Origin of the sequence: Aneurinibacillus sp. REN35 (genome assembly GCF_041379945.2) — a bacterium.
Classification (GTDB): domain Bacteria; phylum Bacillota; class Bacilli; order Aneurinibacillales; family Aneurinibacillaceae; genus Aneurinibacillus.
Genome location: NZ_JBFTXJ020000011.1, coordinates 125,354 through 143,603, shown reverse-complemented (window position 1 = coordinate 143,603; position 18,250 = coordinate 125,354). Strand labels below are relative to the sequence as shown.

Annotated in this window: 19 protein-coding genes and 1 riboswitch; of the genes, 4 read left to right on the top strand and 15 right to left on the bottom strand. The window is 45.0% G+C overall.

Annotated elements, in window-relative coordinates; translation table 11 throughout:
• Window positions 1-302: 302 nt before the first annotated feature.
• Window positions 303-560: a hypothetical protein gene (locus tag AB3351_RS18280; protein WP_371148588.1), complete on the bottom strand. Its 258-nt coding sequence runs from the start codon at window positions 558-560 to the stop codon at window positions 303-305.
• Window positions 561-821: 261 nt separating this feature from the next.
• Window positions 822-949, top strand: a riboswitch (glycine riboswitch).
• A 118-nt stretch (window positions 950-1,067) separates the two neighbouring features.
• Between AB3351_RS18280 and AB3351_RS18275 the strand changes: the two genes are divergently transcribed.
• From AB3351_RS18275 to AB3351_RS18260, 4 genes are all read left to right on the top strand, one after another.
• Window positions 1,068-2,438, top strand: a complete 1,371-nt coding sequence (locus AB3351_RS18275; RefSeq protein WP_371148587.1) for an alanine/glycine:cation symporter family protein — start codon at window positions 1,068-1,070, stop codon at window positions 2,436-2,438.
• 118 nt (window positions 2,439-2,556) lie between these two features.
• On the top strand, window positions 2,557-3,120 hold the full coding sequence (locus AB3351_RS18270; RefSeq protein ID WP_371148586.1) for a TetR/AcrR family transcriptional regulator: 564 nt from the start codon (window positions 2,557-2,559) through the stop codon (window positions 3,118-3,120).
• Window positions 3,121-3,155: 35 nt separating this feature from the next.
• Window positions 3,156-3,575: a DUF5367 family protein gene (locus AB3351_RS18265; RefSeq protein ID WP_371148585.1), complete on the top strand. Its 420-nt coding sequence runs from the start codon at window positions 3,156-3,158 to the stop codon at window positions 3,573-3,575.
• A 148-nt stretch (window positions 3,576-3,723) separates the two neighbouring features.
• Window positions 3,724-4,398: a queuosine precursor transporter gene (locus AB3351_RS18260; RefSeq protein ID WP_371148584.1), complete on the top strand. Its 675-nt coding sequence runs from the start codon at window positions 3,724-3,726 to the stop codon at window positions 4,396-4,398.
• Between the two features lie 55 nt (window positions 4,399-4,453).
• On the opposite strand, the gene AB3351_RS18255 is transcribed toward AB3351_RS18260, so the two are convergent.
• The 14 genes from AB3351_RS18255 to AB3351_RS18190 all read right to left on the bottom strand — a co-directional run bounded on the left by AB3351_RS18255 (window position 4,454) and on the right by AB3351_RS18190 (window position 18,242).
• Window positions 4,454-5,101, bottom strand: a complete 648-nt coding sequence (locus tag AB3351_RS18255; RefSeq protein WP_371148583.1) for an amino acid ABC transporter permease — start codon at window positions 5,099-5,101, stop codon at window positions 4,454-4,456.
• Window positions 5,102-5,131: 30 nt separating this feature from the next.
• Window positions 5,132-5,782, bottom strand: a complete 651-nt coding sequence (locus AB3351_RS18250; protein ID WP_371148592.1) for an amino acid ABC transporter permease — start codon at window positions 5,780-5,782, stop codon at window positions 5,132-5,134.
• 83 nt (window positions 5,783-5,865) lie between these two features.
• Window positions 5,866-6,717, bottom strand: coding sequence for a transporter substrate-binding domain-containing protein (locus AB3351_RS18245; protein WP_371148582.1), 852 nt, complete (start codon window positions 6,715-6,717; stop codon window positions 5,866-5,868).
• A 30-nt stretch (window positions 6,718-6,747) separates the two neighbouring features.
• Complete coding sequence (locus tag AB3351_RS18240; RefSeq protein ID WP_371148591.1) at window positions 6,748-7,479, bottom strand: amino acid ABC transporter ATP-binding protein; 732 nt, start codon at window positions 7,477-7,479, stop codon at window positions 6,748-6,750.
• Window positions 7,480-7,707: 228 nt separating this feature from the next.
• Entirely contained in the window at window positions 7,708-8,349 is a 642-nt protein-coding gene (locus AB3351_RS18235; RefSeq protein WP_371148581.1) for an ABC transporter permease, read from the bottom strand.
• Between the two features lie 4 nt (window positions 8,350-8,353).
• Window positions 8,354-9,247, bottom strand: a complete 894-nt coding sequence (locus AB3351_RS18230) for a glycine betaine ABC transporter substrate-binding protein (protein ID WP_371148580.1) — start codon at window positions 9,245-9,247, stop codon at window positions 8,354-8,356.
• A 35-nt stretch (window positions 9,248-9,282) separates the two neighbouring features.
• Window positions 9,283-9,921 carry an ABC transporter permease gene (locus AB3351_RS18225; protein WP_371148579.1) on the bottom strand — a complete coding sequence of 213 codons (639 nt, stop codon included), beginning with the start codon at window positions 9,919-9,921 and terminating at the stop codon, window positions 9,283-9,285.
• A gap of 3 nt (window positions 9,922-9,924) precedes the next feature.
• Window positions 9,925-11,058, bottom strand: coding sequence for an ABC transporter ATP-binding protein (locus tag AB3351_RS18220; RefSeq protein WP_371148578.1), 1,134 nt, complete (start codon window positions 11,056-11,058; stop codon window positions 9,925-9,927).
• Window positions 11,059-11,428: 370 nt separating this feature from the next.
• Window positions 11,429-12,952, bottom strand: a complete 1,524-nt coding sequence (gene hutH / locus AB3351_RS18215; protein ID WP_371148577.1) for a histidine ammonia-lyase — start codon at window positions 12,950-12,952, stop codon at window positions 11,429-11,431.
• A 135-nt stretch (window positions 12,953-13,087) separates the two neighbouring features.
• On the bottom strand, window positions 13,088-13,540 hold the full coding sequence (gene hutP / locus AB3351_RS18210; protein ID WP_371148576.1) for a hut operon transcriptional regulator HutP: 453 nt from the start codon (window positions 13,538-13,540) through the stop codon (window positions 13,088-13,090).
• Between the two features lie 98 nt (window positions 13,541-13,638).
• On the bottom strand, window positions 13,639-15,108 hold the full coding sequence (locus AB3351_RS18205; protein ID WP_371148575.1) for an efflux RND transporter periplasmic adaptor subunit: 1,470 nt from the start codon (window positions 15,106-15,108) through the stop codon (window positions 13,639-13,641).
• A gap of 23 nt (window positions 15,109-15,131) precedes the next feature.
• The gene (locus AB3351_RS18200) at window positions 15,132-16,658 is read right to left on the bottom strand and encodes a DHA2 family efflux MFS transporter permease subunit (protein WP_371148574.1); all 1,527 of its coding nucleotides are present in this window, start codon (window positions 16,656-16,658) and stop codon (window positions 15,132-15,134) included.
• A gap of 15 nt (window positions 16,659-16,673) precedes the next feature.
• Window positions 16,674-17,327, bottom strand: coding sequence for an HlyD family secretion protein (locus tag AB3351_RS18195; RefSeq protein ID WP_371148573.1), 654 nt, complete (start codon window positions 17,325-17,327; stop codon window positions 16,674-16,676).
• Window positions 17,328-17,513: 186 nt separating this feature from the next.
• Window positions 17,514-18,242, bottom strand: coding sequence for a glycerophosphodiester phosphodiesterase (locus tag AB3351_RS18190; protein ID WP_371148572.1), 729 nt, complete (start codon window positions 18,240-18,242; stop codon window positions 17,514-17,516).
• Between the last annotated feature and the right edge of the window lie 8 nt (window positions 18,243-18,250).

The window sequence follows — 18,250 nt, the reverse complement described above, 5'->3', positions numbered from 1 at the left end:
ACACATCGAGTGTCACTGTTCAGTTTTCAAGGAACTTGTTAGTACGCTTTTGCACTGCGCTGTATTTCAGCGGCGACTTTTATATCTTATCAAGCCTAGATTCTTTTGTCAACAACTTTTTTGTTGTTTTGAATCTGTATGTTTATCCGACAAAAACCTTATCATTGTATCAAAAACTTTGTTTCTCTACAATGTTTCGTTTAGCGGGGCAACGAAATTAAATTTATCACATTTCAAATATAAAAGTCAACAAAAAAATAACCGCTTTTTTGCGGCTATCTTTTTAGTATATAAATATCACCTTACTCTTTTGCCTGTTCTATACGCTGGCGTGCTTCTGTGAGCTGTTCGCCTGATTCCGCTACCGCACGTTGGTCTGCGCTCGTCTGTGCCTGTGCAATCGCACGCTCTGCTTGTTCTATTGCATTTTCCGCTCCCTCTAATGTCTGTGCATTTGGATGAGACTCCATCTGTGCAGCAGCATTTTGTACATTCTTTACCGCATTCTGCGCTTCAGAAACCGGGCTTTGCGCCTGCTTACTTGATTGTTGATCGCTCATATCGTTCTCCTTCTGAAACTGATATCTTATTCTATTTTAATATGGAACAAGATGCGCATACTTATTTATCGAAAATATATTCTTTTAATTCCAACTTCTTATTTTTCCTTGATTTCTCGTTTTCTCTTTCTATAATAAAATTTATTAATCAAATAGTATTCGGATGAACCATGCAGGAGAAGATAAGAAATTATCTACCGACGGGGCAAAAGGTGAACACCTTGAAACTCTCAGGTCTTGAGATCAAGTAGAACTGTATGGGGACGAAACTCTGGAGAGACTCCCTCACCTTCGCAGCACGAGGTCGAGGAAAGAGAGCACCGAAGGAGCAAATCCGTACCAAACAAAGTACGGGATAATCTCTCAGGTAAAAGGACAGAGACAGTAAAACAGGAAAAGCTACCCCGTTTGGGTTCGGTTTTATTCCCTATTTTGCTGTATCTCCAGAGACCATTTTATCTACGGGATGAGATGGTTTTTTTATTTCCAATGGAAAGGGAGAGACAGATGGAAAAATTAGCGCAATTACTTGATACCATCAATTCATTCGTATGGGGGCTTCCAACCCTGATCCTGCTTGTGGGAACAGGCATCCTGCTCACCGTGCGCCTGCGCGGACTGCAATTTTCTCGACTTGGCTATGCACTACGATTAGCATTCGGCAAAAATCAGGAAAAGAAATCAGAAGGAGACATCAATCACTTCCAGGCACTTATGACTGCACTGGCAGCTACAATCGGTATGGGCAATATTGCCGGCGTAGCTACTGCTGTTACGGTAGGCGGCCCCGGAGCGATTTTCTGGATGTGGCTAACTGCCTTGTTTGGTATGGCTACCAAGTATTCAGAAGCAATTCTTGCGGTAAAATACCGAGTCAAAAGCGAAAATGGACAATACTCAGGCGGACCGATGTATTATCTGGAACGGGGCTTAGGGCAAAAATGGCTCGCTCTGCTGTTCGCTCTATTCGGTGTATGCGCCTCATTCGGGATCGGAAATATGGTGCAGGCAAACTCCGTGGCAGAAGCGATTTATATTAACTTCTCTATTCCGCCGATTGTTACCGGTATTATCCTTGCTATATGTACTGCCTTTGTCATCTTGGGCGGCGTACAAAAGATCGGGCAGGTCACAGGTGTGCTTGTTCCGTTTATGGCTATTTTCTATATCGGAGCAGGTATCATTATCATATTGGTTAATGCAGATAAAGTACCCGATGCCATCGCTACCATTATATCTGGTGCATTCACCGGCACAGCAGCGGCTGGAGGATTTCTTGGGGCTACGATTGCACAAGCAATACAGATGGGGGTCGCACGCGGCGTATTCTCCAACGAGGCCGGACTAGGAAGCGCGCCGATTGCCGCCGCTGCCGCCAAAACAAAAGAACCGGCGAAGCAAGCGTTAGTCTCCATGACCGGAACGTTTATTGATACGATCATCGTCTGCTCGATCACCGGCCTGGCACTTGTCACTACAGGCGTATGGAAAACAGGGAAGACCGGGGTTGAAGCAACTACGCTCGCTTTTCAAAGCGTTTTCGGCAGTACCGGCAGCATTATACTCGCCATCTCCATCATCCTTTTTGCATACTCCACTATTCTTGGCTGGGCATACTATGGAGAAAAGTGCATCGAATATCTTCTCGGCAAGCATGCAATTCGATATTATCAATTGGTATTTATCTTTGTAATTGCAGCCGGGTCGGCATTAAAACTACATATTGTATGGACATTCTCCGACATCGCCAACGGACTTATGGCAATTCCAAATCTGATTGGTTTAATTGGATTAAGCGGCGTTGTTGTGAAAGAAACACAGCGTTTCCTTCATTCAGATCCACAACAACAGATGAAGCAGACACTTGCTGACATATAACACCTTCTATAATGTATCCAGGGTTTTTCATTAAACTCTGGATTTTTTTGTTTATTTTTTCTATACTATACTCAAGTTAGTTGTTCGAATAACTAAAATAAAGGAGAATGGAATCAATATGGCAAAACCTAATGTGGTGTCCAAGAAAGATCTGCTCGAATCTGCTAAAACACGCATCGTAGAATACGGCTTAGATAAACTAACGCTAAAAAGTGTCGCTGAAGGTGCCGGGGTCACGCAGGGAACCGTATATTATCATTTCCGTACAAAAGAGCAGCTCTTGCTTGAAATTGTAAAGGACCTATGCCAATCTTCATGGAATCAGATAGCAGACACCCCTACTTCCCATACTCAAAAAGTAAAAGCCGCACTCACGGGTGCCAAAGAACGCTGTACATCGGAGTCTTTTTATCACCGCCTCTTCTTCTCCTTACTTGCTTACAGCTTTCAAAATGCACAAACAAAAGAACAACTGCATGAGCTGCTCCATTTTGAAAACGACAGTCTATCTAAGCAGCTCACTTCTCTCTGGTCTGCCTCTCCTGTGGAGGGTGTCTCCCTGGAAACATGGGGAATTTTGCTAAATGCTTTAATTGATGGGCTAGCTGTTCAAGCGCTTCTATCTGATTCATTTCCGACTGAGAAAATATACAACGAACTGGAAATTTTGCTTACGCACTGAATACATACTGAAAAAGAAAAGGAGTGTGAATAAACATGCAAAAAATTCTTTTTCCTATGATATGGGCTGTACTCATATGGGCAAGTGCTACCATGTTCTTTGTTTTCTTTGGCCATCAGGTGCTTGTCGATCCTTCCCTTAGCAGCTTCTGGCCCACGCTCATTCTCCTTGAGGCAGGTACAGCCATATGTCTCTACCTGATCTCCCTGCTCTATATCCGATTTGATTCATCCGCTAATGCCCTTCTTACATTCGCACTCTGCGGCACAACCACCGGATTGTTTCTTGACACATTCTCTATTTCTTATCATTCCCGCTTCTTTACCGCCCTCTCCTCTGGGCAGGTAATTGCCTTTACAGCGTGGATGTCCTGCGCCTATGCTTTATATATCATGATTCCTCTTCTCATGCATTATAGCCGCAACTACAAAATGACAAGGCACTCCAGCCGTTGAATTCCATAAATAGATCTGCCACCCACAGGCTTGATCTATTTTTTTGTTGTGCTTTTCTTTCACAGCGAGTAGAATAGTAATGTTTTGCTGAGAGGCAACCGCGGTTCGAGACTTCCCGCGTTATCAAAACTAGGAGGCTTTTATACGTATGTACAATTTTTATTTTGGCATGTTGTTTGTTCTCGTGAATTTTTTGCTGTTTCTTATTTGTTATCGGTTCTTTGGCAAGTTCGGTCTCTATGCTTGGGTTGGTGTCGCTACTGTACTCGCGAACATCCAGGTAGTTAAAACAATTGAGATGTTTGGTCTGGTCATGACGCTCGGGAATACGATGTATGGTACCATCTATCTGGTAAGCGACCTGCTGAACGAAAAATACGGGGAGAGGGACGCGAAGAAGGCAGTCTGGTTCGGCTTCTTTACCTTAGTTATGACGACCATCATCATGCAGATGGCGCTGCTGTTTCAGCCGCATGCAGAAGATATCGCACAGAAGTCGATGGATACGCTGTTCGGTCTGATGCCTCGCCTGGCGCTCGGAAGTCTGGCGGCCTACTTCATCAGTCAGTTCCTCGATGTGAAGATCTATACGTTCTTAAAAAAGAAATTCCCCAAGCCTAATCAGTTATGGATACGCAACAACGGCAGCACCATCATAAGTCAGTTGGTCGACTCGCTTGTCTTCTGTACGATCGCTTTTGCCGGTGTACACTCCGCTGATGTATGGCTCGACATTTTTATTACAACGTACCTCATTAAATTCGTTATTTCTATTCTTTCTACGCCGGCACTCTATGCAGCCCGTAGCTTTAAGGTTGATTGATTCACATAAAAAACGAGGCATTGCCCGGATCTGGCAATTTGCCTCGTTTTTTCTTTTATTTCGTATGCTCCAATCGTCGTGCAATCAAGGAAAGACCAAAGTTTACAACGAAGTACATCATCGCAATCAGCAGCAGAATCGGAATAATATAATTCGTGCTCGTATTGTAAATCACCTGACCGTTATGCATCAGCTCAGCAAGCGAAATAATAATCGCTAAAGACGTATCCTTCAACAGGGAAATAAACTGGCTGACAATGGGCGGTACCATACGGCGCAGCGCCTGCGGCATAATAATATACCGCAGCGTCTGCACATAGGTTAATCCCGAGGCACGCGCTGCTTCAATCTGTCCCTTATCCACTGACATTAGACCGCTGCGGATGATCTCTGTAATCATCGCCGATTCAAAAATCGTCAAAGCAACAACTGCTGCTGTGAATACTTCAAGTTTAATGCCCACATCGCGCAGCGCGAAATAGACAAAGAAAATAATTAACAGCAGAGGAAGATTCCGTATCATCTCTACCCACAAAAATACCAACTGTGACAACACCGGAATTTTTGTATACCTGATAATCGCAAACACAATCGCAATCACAAAAGAAAAAACAATTGATAACGCCGCTACTTCAAGCGTCACAAGAAACCCTTCTAACAAATATCTTATATTCGGCCAACTGTACGCGCCGACAAAATCCATTCGCCCCACTCCTTTCTGGTTCCGTTATTCTTATGCATGTTTGACCTTCAAGCGGCGCTCCAGCCAATTCACCAGAATGGATAGCGGTACCGTGATTGTTAAATAGAAACACGCGACCAAAACATAGGTCTCAAATGTAATAAACGTATTTGTCGCTACGATATCTGCATGATACATCAGATCCATACCCGCAATCACACCGAGGAGAGACGAGTTTTTAACAAGGTTAATGAACTGATTGCCAAGCGGTGGAATAACAATTTTGAAGGCCTGCGGCAGAACAACATAGCGCATCGCTTGAATGTAGCTCAGTCCGGATGCACGGGCTGCTTCCATCTGCCCGCGGGGAATGGAGTTGATTCCCGCCCGGATTGCTTCTGAGATGAAGGCAGCCGTATAGACCGTAAGACCAAGCGTTCCAGCTACAAAAGGACTCATCTGTATGCCTACTGAAGGAAGACCGAAGTAAAAGAAGAAAATCTGGATCAATAATGGTGTATTTCGGATGAATTCAATGTACGAACGTCCGATAATAACGAGAATCCGAAACGGAGAAATGCAGAGAATAGCGATGACTGTGCCTAAGGCAAGACTCATAATAAGAGCAATAATACTGATTTGCAGCGTCGTAATCAAACCGCTGATATATTCGCTATTGTATTCCGACCAGATGTCAAGCATTGTCTGCAGCATATGTTTTTTAATCCCTTCTTTCGGACGAGAAAAGGGCCTGCGGCCACTTCGCCGTCAGGCCCCTGCTTTCTCTATTTTTTGCTTGGCTTCTCGCCAAACCATTTTTCGTAGAGCTTGTCGTACTCACCAGAAGATTTCAACTCAGAGAGCGTGTCGTTAACCGCTTTCAGCATTTCTGCATCGCCCTTCTTAATCGCGATACCGTATGGCTCATCTGTGAAGAGACCACCTACCAGCTTGTAATTTGCATCTTCCTTCTGCATACCAAGCAGAATGGAGTTATCTGTTGTCAGCGCATCACCTTTTTTGGATTTCAGCGCCGTGAAAGCTTCTGCATAGTTTTCATACTCGGCTACTTTTGCCTCTGGAGCATGTTCACGAATGTTCTTTGCGGAGGTAGAACCTTTTACTGCAATAACCGTTTTACCGTTCAGATCTTTGACGCCTGTAATTGCAGAATCGTTCGGCACGAGCAGAGATTGACCGGCTTCAAAATATACTTCAGAGAAGTCAACTTGCTTTTTACGCTCTTCTGTAATGGTCATGGTTGCGATAATCGCATCGATGTCACCATTTTGCAGCATAGGAATACGTGTTTTGGATGTTACTTCTTTCAGCTCGATTTTTGTTTCATCGCCCATTACTTTTTTAGCAATAGCCTTGGCGATATCGATATCAAAGCCTTTTACCTGACCATCCGTTGTATCCTTTTTCCCAAACAGGTTAGTGTCATATTTTACACCTACAACCAGTTTGCCGCGTTCCTTCGCTGCAGCTACTGCACTCTTCTCAGCACTTCCACCGGACGAAGCACCGTCAGCAGGTTTGCTCTGTTCTTGTTTTCCGCCACCGCCGCATGCCGCAAGCACAACTGCCATCACGAGCATAAGCACCAGACTTAAGACAGATACTTTCTTTTTCATTTGTGGCCCCCCTTTTTTCAATTGCATAAATTAATGGTTCAGCAGACGGCTTAAGAAGACGCGCGCCCTCTCCTCCTTCGGATTAGCGAAGAATTCATTCGGCTCGCTCACTTCTACAACCTGCCCGTGATCCATAAATACCACACGGTCAGCTACTTCCTTGGCAAATCCCATCTCATGGGTTACGACGACCATCGTCATCCCTTCCTTTGCCAAGCTCTTCATAACTTCCAACACCTCTCCGATCATCTCTGGATCAAGAGCAGACGTTGGTTCATCGAACAGCATAATTTTAGGCTGCATAGCTAAGCCACGGGCAATCGCCACCCGCTGCTGCTGTCCACCAGACAAAGCACTTGGATACGCATCCGCTTTATGCGCCAGTCCGACTTTCTCTAAGTAAAGACGTGCTGTTTTTTCAGCTTCTGTACGGGATATCTTGCGTACTTTCATCGGTGCTAGCGTGATGTTCTCTAACACGCTCATATGAGGATACAGGTTAAAATGCTGAAACACCATGCCAATCTCCTGCCTAAGAACGTTCAGATTCGTCTTGCGGTCATGAACATTCATCTTGTCAACAATCAATTCACCGCTCGATATTTTCTCAAGGTGATTGATGCAGCGCAATAGCGTGGACTTACCTGAACCCGAAGGGCCTATGATCACGACAACTTCCCCTTCGGAAATGGTAAGGTGAATATTCTGCAGGACATGGAAATTGCCATAGTATTTATCTACTTGGCGAAACTCAATCACTATGTACCTCCGTAAAAACTTGGTTTAATGGGTTTTACTGTATTGATCATACTATAATTTATTGATAATTGTAAATATTTTATTAGTAAAAAAGTTTTAGGGTTTTTATCCTTTGTTTATAGGGATAAAGAATCATCCGTACTTATATTTAATTTATGCATAAATAAATAACCATGCATATGTTATGCATGGTTACTAAACGAATCTCTGTACTTAATTGCAATGAGGCAGCTACTCAATGCGAGCCTTCTTCTGAGCTTTACCGAGCAACAAATCCGCAATGATGGCAAGAAGCGCCGCAAGAATGGCACTCGTATAAATTTTTATCGGATCCCGTAAATTAATGCCTGAATAAATTTCTTTACCAAGCCCCTCTCCTCCGATAAATGGAGCAAGTGTTGCCACGCCAATCGCAATAACAGCCGCAATACGAATCCCTGCGAGAATGAACGATAGGGAGAGTGGAAGTTGAACCTTCAACAGTAATTGAGAAGCTGTCATCCCTACGCCAATTCCTGCCTCTGTTGTACTTTTATCGACCTCTAGAAGCCCGACATACGTATTCCGGATAATTGGCAGAAGAGAGTACAAAAAGAGCCCAATGACTACAGAGGTAAAACCAATGCCGAAGAAAATCATCAGAAGCGCAAGCAATGCAAGGCTTGGAAATACTTGAATAATATTCGCCAGCGCTAAAATTATCGTAGCTGCTCGCTCATTTCTTGCGGCAAGAATACCCAATGGAATCCCAACGATAAGAGCTAAAATGATACCGGAGAGAACCATTCCAATGTGCTGCAACATTAAGAGCAGCAGCGTATCCCAGTTGTTCCCAAGATACCGTGCTATATCGCTATATATATTTTCGCTCATTTTCTCACCTCTGCTTTATAAGACCTTGTGCTTCTAAGTATTCCTTTGCTACCTCTTTAGGGTCCTGTTTCTCAAGATCAACCTTCGCATTTAAGGTTCTGATCGTATCCAGATCGATTTTTCCAAACAATGGCTTCAATGCCGGCTCGATTTCTGGGTGCTCTTTTATCGTTTCATTCAAAACGAGCGGTGAAGCAAAATAGGGCGGAAAGAATTTTTTATCGTCTTCTAGTGTAACAAGATCGAATTCTTTAATTCTTGGATCAGATGAATAAGCTAGAACAATATCTACGTCTTTGCTTTGTACTGCTGTATATACAAGGTTAATCTCCATTGGAAATAACTGTTTAAATGAGAGTCCATATGTTTTACTGAAAGCTTTATAGCCATCATTTTTGCGCTCAAGCCATGAAGTATCTACCCCTAACTTCATATCCTTAGCTACATTTTTAAGGTCAGAGATTTTCTTGAGCTTATATTTCTCCGCAATATCTCTCCGTACCGTAAAAGCGTATGTATTCTCAAAGCCAAGAGTGTCCATCCATGTGATTCCATGATATTTATTAAACCCATCTTTGGCTTGTTCCAATGCCTTCTGCGGGTCCTTAGTCTGTTCAACAGGAAACCATCCGTTAAAAATCTCTCCTGTATACAGTGTCCCCATCTGTAATTCATTTTCCTTCATCGCATTAATAATGAATGGAGAAGATAGCAGATCCGTCTTCACCTTCACGTTTGTATCACTTCTGTCTTCAATCAAGTATTCGTACATATAACCAAGAATCTTCGTCTCGGTAAATGTCTGCGTTCCGACGATAATCTCCTTGCCCCCCGTACTGCAGCCTGTAAAGAGAAGCAGCACGGAGAGCGCCGCTGCTGCCAGTGTTATTTTCTTCATTCAATAGTGACCCCCGATATTAGACAAATTTATTTCTAGAGCGCTCGTTTTGTTATTCTCTTCTCAAAGGCAGAGAGTACAAAGTCAACCAAGAGTGCAAGCGCCATAGCTAAGAATGCCGAAGCAAAGATTAACGGCTTATCATATACGGACAGCCCGCCTACAATCAGTTCTCCAAGGCCTCCAGCTCCAATTAGCGTGGCCAGCGTAGCCCAGCTAATAACGTATACTGTTGTCAATCGAATGCCTGACATAATATAGCGAATAGCTAAAGGCAGCTCAATTTTGAACAGCCGCTGTCTAGAGCTATATCCCACCGCTTTGGCTGCTTCAATAATATCCGGCTCGATGGCCTGGAATCCCGAATACGTATTCTGCAAAATCGGCATGAGTGAATACAAGAACAGTGCAATAATCGCCGGTGTCGTACCGATACCTAGCAGTGGAATCAGAATTGCCAGTAGCGCTAAACTCGGAATGGTCTGAAAGATATTCGCAATCGTAAAAATAAGGGAGCGAATCCATGCAACGGAAGTTTTGGCCAAAAATATTCCTAAGGGAATGGCAACAATACATCCCAGGATGACTGCGCCTACAGAAAGAATAATATGTTCGATCAACGCTTGATAAAGATCCTGCCAGCGCTGAGCGAAAATAAGCACATATTTCTCCATCCCCTACACCCCAATTCCGTTAGATGGATAGATATCTGACATATGACCCACCAGACTTCCCCTTGTTACGATGCCAAGCAGCGTGCCATCCTCGCTTACAACCGGTACATACGCAAGCTTATATGCATCAACAAGCTCAATAACTGTTGTCAACAGCGTATCCGGACCTACTGTATGAGGTACAGGCTGCAGAATATCTCCAATCCTCTTGCTCTCATCTTCAAACTGATGAATTACATCATATATCGTAATATAGCCCTGCAATTTATTCTCTTCATTCACAACAAGTAATGAATCAACTTTTCTGCTTTCCATAATTTTGATCGATGCAGCCAATCCACGTGTTGGATACGCGGTAACTGGCTTCCTAATCATGACTTCCTCAGCGGTTGGAATGTCTTGAATCTGCTTGAGTCGATGAGCCCCAATGAAGTTTTTAACAAAATCATTAGCCGGATGTCGCAGAATTTCTTCTGGAGTACCCTGCTGAACGACGGCACCATCTTTCATAAGGACAATCTTATCGGCAATCTTTAATGCCTCGTCCATATCATGCGTGACAAAGATAATCGTCTTTTTAATATCTTTTTGCAGCCCGATAAGTTCATCCTGCAATTGTTCGCGGCTGATCGGATCAAGCGCACTGAACGGTTCGTCCATAAGAATGACAGAAGGTTCTGCCGCTAAAGCTCTAATGACCCCAATTCTCTGCTGTTGCCCCCCACTGAGCTCCGATGGATATCTGCCTCGGTATACTTCAGGATCTAATCCAACCATATGTAATAATTCATCGACCCGTTTATCGATTCGTTCTTTGTCCCATTTAAGCAATTTGGGAACCACAGCCACGTTTTCTGCAATCGTCATATGAGGAAAGAGACCGACGTTTTGAATTACGTACCCAATCCCTCTTCGCAGTTCAACAGGATCGAAACCAGAAACATCTTGACCATTCACATATACTTTTCCGCTGGTAGGATTAATCAGGCGGTTAATCAGTTTCATTGTGGTTGTTTTTCCACAGCCGCTCGGCCCGATAAAGACCGTAATCTCCCCGCTCTTACATTCCAAATTCACTTCTTTAAGAGCTACATAGCCATCCGAGTATTTTTTTTGCACATTTTCTAGTTTTATCATGTACTATAATCACCTTCTCCTAAATTAAGTGCAGTCACTGCTAGAACATACTTATAATATTTCCATTCCATCCGGTTTCAAGCACCCTGAACTTACCCATTTGCATAGTATGAAGCAATCCGATCGGCAAAACTTTACATAACTACTATACCATAATAAAAAAATGATAAATTTCGGGAGCAGGCTAGAAGGCGGAATGAGGGGAGGAAGCCTTCCAATCCTTGTGAGAGAAGAGAACTATCATATGTACCCTATAACACCTATTCCACATTGTCTCGACATTCAAACATGTATTTATTACCATAAAAAGGCCGGAACACGAGGTCCCGGCCTTTTTAATATGAATCCATATACCTTTTTTCTATTTCGCTTATCCAACTTCCTTAAACAACGGCTTTCCGGTTACTGCTGGCACAGGTGTATGCTTCAAAAACTCTGTTACTGCGGCAATATCTTTTGCAAATACCCTATCTTCCGTCAGCGGCGCTGTCACCTTGCGTGCCATTGCATGAAATTGCTTTGTTTTAGAACCCATCTTATCAACTCCTTGATAGTCTGCTGATTGCAGCGCGCAGATTAATTCAATAGAGAGCACATTTCTCACATTCTGTACGATCTGATAAGCATGTCGTGCTGCAATCGTACCCATGCTTACATGGTCTTCCTGATTGGCTGAGGAGGGAATGGAATCTACGCTGGCTGGATGGGCGAGCGTTTTGTTCTCGGAAACAAGGGAAGCGGCACAGTATTGCAGAATCATTGCGCCAGACTGCAGCCCAGGCTGTGGACTCAAGAAAGCAGGCAACCCGCTCAACTGCGGATTTACCATACGCTCAATTCTCCGCTCTGAGATATTTGCGAGTTCTGCAACAGCAATTTTTAGAAAGTCCATGGCAAGCGCAATTGGCTGACCGTGGAAGTTTCCACCAGAGATGACCTTCTCTCCATCATCAAAAATCAGCGGGTTATCTGTTGCTGCATTCATCTCAATCTCCAGCTTTTCTTTTACATAGCCAAGCGCCTGAAAGGAAGCACCATGCACCTGCGGGATGCAGCGCAGCGAGTAGGCATCCTGTACACGCAGTTGACCCTGTCTTGTCGTAAGTTCACTATCCGATAAATACACCCGCATGCGCTCCGCCACTGCCACCTGTTCTGGGTAACCGCGCGCAATGTGGATTTCTTCAGCGAAGGCATCCGTAATGCCGCGCAGACCTTCCATTGTTACCGCTGCAATCAATTCTGCCTGATAGGCGAGCTGCTCTGCTTCTAAATATGTGACAACTCCCATGGCCGTCATCGCCTGTGTGCCGTTAATCAGCGCAAGACCTTCCTTGGCTGTCAGCGTTAGCGGCCGAATGCCTTCTGCCCGCAGCGCATGCAGGGCGGGAACAATCTGTCCCTTATAGAACACTTCACCTTCCCCGACCAATGCAAGCGCAAGGTGGGAAAGCGGAGCCAAATCTCCACTGGCACCAAGTGATCCCTGCTGGGGAATAACCGGATGAATGCGTCGGTTTACAAGAGCCAAGAGACTCTCTATAACTTCGCGGCGCACGCCAGAATAGCCTTTGAGCAGCGCATTAGCACGTAGCAGGAGCATAGCACGCGATACCGGCTCTGCAAACGGTTCACCGACCCCGCATGCATGACTGCGAATCAAATTAAGTTGAAGCTTCTCCACATCTTTTTGATCAATAAGAACATCACTCAGCTTGCCGAAGCCGGTGTTAATACCGTAGGCGACTTTGTTCTCAGCTACGATTTTTTCTACCGCCCGCCGACTCGCTTCTACTCGCTGCATGCTCTCTGTGGAAGCTTCCACCGGTTCATATTCGTATACTACGCTTTGCACCTGCGACAGCGTTAATGAATAGCCATTTAATTTGATCATATTATCCACTCTCCTCTTTCAGGCAAACAAAAAGGGAGCTGCACATGCTTAAATAAAACGGTCCTTACGCCCGCTTACTTTAAGCAGTATGCAGCCCCCTGTCTTCTGTTCACTATGGGCTTATACTTGCGTTATTTAAATATGGTTAATGCCAAGTCCCAACGTCTCGTGTTCTAGACCTCGTACCGGCGCGCCAATCGTACCATACAGTGCTACAGCAATCCACTCGCCTTCACGTTCGTTATCGTACGGCCTTCCGCGTACAATAGCAAAGTTCAGGCCAACGGTACGGAGAACAGTGCCAAGCTGCACCTGTCCGCGCGTAACTCCCTGCATCGCCTCAATAATGGCATGGTAGAGCGCATGTGTCTCCCGATAGAACGATCCGTCGATGATTTGTTCTTTCTTTGCAGCGGTTTCGATGGCAGCCACAACTTTATGTGCATCCATCGAGCCTACCCTTCCCTTGCAGAACTGATACCCTGATGTCTCCACCTGCACTAATGGAAAGGCGCCCGCGTCGTCTTCTTCAAGCAGTGCCAGCTGCATAGCCAGCCTGCCGATACGGTGTTCGATACGTAATGACACGTAATACCACTCACGATCTCTTGCTAACTTCTACTACACTTCTATAACCAATATATAAAGTAGTCAGAAAATAGTCAATGGTTTCTTGTCATCTTTACCTATTGTTTTACTTCTACTGTGGCGTTATTAGATAATAATGCCACATTGTTTGAGATGACGCGTGCATTCTTTGCAAGTCCGGACGCAATCAGCGCTTCCGATCCTTTCTCTGCGACTTCCTTTACTTCTACCCGCTTAGCCTTGTCACCTTCAAGCGTATATACGAAGGTTTTCCCATTGTCTTTTACAACAGCAGAAGCCGGAATGACGATGCCTCGACGGGAATCGGGCGCTAAGATGCGAACTTCCGCCAACATACCGGATTTCAGCTTCAATTCTGGATTTGGTACGCTTACTTGTACCGGATAGCCTTTTCCCTTCTCATCAAGCGGGCTTATGTTCTTCACCGTTCCAGTTACCACATGATCAAATGCTGTTGCTTTTACTTGTACCTGACTTCCCTGCTCTATATTGTTAATCTGATCAGCAGGCAAATACGTCAAGACCGTTACACTATCAAGATTGGCAACAACCAATACAGGCATCTGAGCCGATACCATTTCCCCGACTTCCGCATTTTTAGCACCGATAATGCCGTCAATTGGCGATACAACGGTTGCATCTCCTAGTGCATCACGCGCAATGTTTGCTCCCACTTCCGCCTGCTTCAAAGATTGGCGGCTTGCCTCAATGACAGATGTGCTCTGCGAGACCCCTACTTGCTTTTGTGCGTTCGCATAGCCACCACTCGCATTCTCATAACTGTTTGCTGCATTACTATAGCTTTTTTGTGCCGTATCTAATGATTTTTGCGCTGCGGTAAGCTTATCCTTTGCGTTCGCACGATCGATCTCCGCGCTGCGGTAAGCTGCCTGCGCATTGACCAAGCCTGTCTCAACCTGCTCTAGTTGCGCTTTTGAAGCAGCTCCTTGTGTAAACAACTGCTTCATACGATCACGGTTTACCTTAGCATCTTCGAGCGCTTGCTTGGCTTTGCCAAATGAGTTTTCCGCATCCTCTACACCATTCGCTGCCTGCTCTAACGCACTTTTCGCTTGAGTGATAGCGCCTTGTGCCTGCAGCATGCTGCTTTTGGCCTGGAGCATGCCGCTCTTCGATTGCACAGCTCCTCCTGTAGCCTGAATGACACCGGATTCGCGGGCCGTCTCTGCTGTATGCACACCTGCTTGCGCCGCTGACACGGCTGCTTCTGCTTTTACTACTGCGTTGCGTAAATCTTTATCTTCTAGACGGAATAATACGTCTCCCTTTTTGACCCGTGTACCGACCTCGACTGGCATCTCTGCCACTTTGCCTGGGATTTTCGGTACAATATTAACCTTCTGATCCGGAAGTACCGTTCCCGTATAGATCTTTCCGCCAAGCGCTCCTTCATGTGCCTGTGCTACTCGAACCGGAATCGGAACCTCAGGGCTTGCAGCCTCCTTCGCACTTGTACTGCACCCTGCGAGCGTAAGTGCTCCTAGCAATAGACACGCAACAGCCTTTGTACGTTTTTCTTTTTTCATGCTTTTTCCCTTTCTCTCTGCCTTTATTTTGCTTCTGCCTGCAGCTGAGGCGCTTCCTTTTTCTGCTTAAATAGAAGAACAAGCGGAATCGTGATAAATAAAGGAACCGCTGAAATTAAAAATGTATCCGCAATCGCCCATGACAGAGCCTCTCTCTGGATAATCCCTCCAATTACAGTACCTGCACTGGAGCTGAATACACTTTGAAAATACTGCATGCCCGCATCCGTTACAGATTCGCTAATCTGCTGTGCATGCAGCGTTGTCCGCTGCTGCATAATCGCAGTCAATACCGCAATACCAAGTGAACCTGCCACCTGACGAATTAAATTAGAGAGTGAAGAAGCATCTCCTACCTGCTGTGGAGCTACTGCATTCATCCCTGCCGTGGATAACGGCATCATACAAAGCCCCATCCCAATTCCACGTATCGCCAGCACCGTCTCTAACCAGAAAAATGATGTGTCCACGCTCAATCGATGTAGCTCATATGTCATAACACTTGTTACCGTTAATCCGATCAGACCGAGCGGAATCACACCGAACTTATCGAACAGCTTACCGGCAACAGGCATCATGACTGCCATGGCAATCGCCTGTGGAATAAGGATAATACCGGTATCGATCGCCGATACCCCCTGTATGCTCTGCAGAAAAATCGGTGTTAAAAATACGCCGCCAAACATCCCAATCGTTACGAGACTTGCAGTAATCACGCTTAATGTAAACGTAGAATTCTTAAACAAACTCAAATCGATAATAGGATGTTCCTTTCCCGTCTCCACCCACAATAAAAATACAAGCGACCAAAACGAGATAAAAAGCAGCGCTACGATTTCAAATGACGTCCAGCCCACAGACTGGCCATTGCTGAGCGCGTAGAGAAGCGTGCCTGCCGAAAGAGCTGCAAGGACAAAGCCCCATGTGTCAAATGCCTTCCCTTTAATTGTCTCCGTCTCTTTTAATAGGACCGATACAAGCAGAATCGCAAATAAGGCAACCGGAATATTGACGATGAACAGAAAGCGCCAGTTAAACCATTCAATTAAATACCCGCTCAGCGTAGGCCCGACGGCCGGCGCTACCATCGCGGATACTCCCCATAGTCCAAGCGCTGTACCGATCTGATCGCGAGGCATAATTTTATAGATAATGGCCATGCTGATCGGCATAATTACACCGCCACCCAACCCGGCGATTACCCGTGCTATAATCAGCGACGTATCGCTCCAGGCTATAGCACAGAACAGTGTGCCTGCCGTAAATACACCAAGTGAGATGATAAAAAACTTCTTGTATCCAATGCGGTCTCCCATATACCCACTAATCGGAATAATAACCCCGGAAGCCAGCATATAGCCTGTCAGTACCCATTGAATGCGGTCTGTTGTTGATCCAAACACATTGGTCAATTTGGGAATTGCAACATTGATTAAACTGTTGTTCAGAATCGCAACGAAAGCGCCAACGATTACAGCAATCAGCGCCAACCAGCGGTAAGCGGCTGATTCGGCGGGAGGAGTAGTAGCAGCGGCTGCAGAATTGCTCATATTATTTCCTCCCTGCTATGTAACATGGATTTTAACTTCCACGTTTGTACCTGGAATGAGTTCTATATCCTTCGGTTGATTAATTGTAATTTCGATAGGAATCCGCTGGGTAACTTTATTGAAGTTGCCGCTGGCATTGGTTGCCGGAATCAAAGAAAATGTCGAATTGGAAGCCTTACCGATCTTCCGTACTTTTCCTGTTACCGACTTGCCGCTCAGCGCATCTAACACGATGTCTACCTGCTGACCCGGTTTAATTCTTTCAATATCTGTCTCTTCGATGTTGGCTGATACATATAAATGATTCATATCCATCATCATAGCGACGGGCTGGCCTGGCGTACCCATCTCATGCTTTCTCATATACACTTTTATAACAGTGCCATCAATTGGAGCACGCAGCATAGCATGACTCACCATACTTGGATCCATGTTGGCAGCATCCTGTTCGGCAACGGCATCGTTCTGCCGCAAAACATCTCCTTCTTCGACATGAATCTGCATTATTTCCCCGGCAATTTGCGGCATAACTCGATAGGAATCGCCCTGGATACGCGCATCTTCTGTTGTTACATAGTGTGCACCTTGATACCAGTAATAATAGCTAATTCCACCTCCGCTTATCATCATTACCGAAAGAAGAATCCACAATATTCCCTTTCTATTCATCCTTTTCCCTCTTTCTTTACTTTATCTGTCTAATATTTCGTATGCGAAGTATATGTACAGTATTATACTCAGAAATTGAAAGGACGCAATACATAAGACATAAATATTTTTTCCTAACATGTGATGAAATGTGCTGATAAGAAAAAGCGCCGCACAAATCGCAGCGCTTTTTCTATACCGTGTTACCTATATCTTTTTCTTTATTTCCAGCATTCGGTCCGGATGATTTGTGCAAATTTGCAAAGCAGGATGCAATTCCATAACCTGCTGAATATGAGCTGGTTCATCCACCGTCCAAGCGACTACCGTATAGCCTTCAGCATGCATCTCACTTACAAAGTCACGCGTCAGATACGGATACGGAATGGAGAGAATCGTCGCACCCGTCTCCGCCAACTGCTCTCGCAAGAGGGTTGATTTCCCGCCAAAAATTAACCCTTTTTTCAATTCAGGTGCCAGTTTATGTACCCGTTTAATTGCATCATGGTCAAATGAAGTGATCCATACCTCATCTTCCATCCCATGCGCTCGTACCAGCTCGACCACCTTCTCTTCCAGACCCGGATACATATCGCCGGCAGTTTTTAATTCAATATTTAGATGCAGCTTGCCCTGTACCTCTTTTAGCACCTCTTCAAGTGATGGTATCGTTTCATTTGTGAACGAATGATCGAACCAGGAACCCGCGTCGAAGCGCTTCAACTCTTCTAAGGTATAATCTCGTACCGTACCACTCGCATGCACAGTGCGTCCTAGCGTAAAATCATGCATAACAACCGGAACCTCATCTTTTGAAAGCTGTACATCAATCTCCATTGCTGTAATATCAGGGTGTGTAAGTGCGAGCCGCACAGCAGCAAGCGTATTCTCCGGGGCTTGACCGGACCAGCCTCGATGAGCCATACAAACATTCATATGATCAT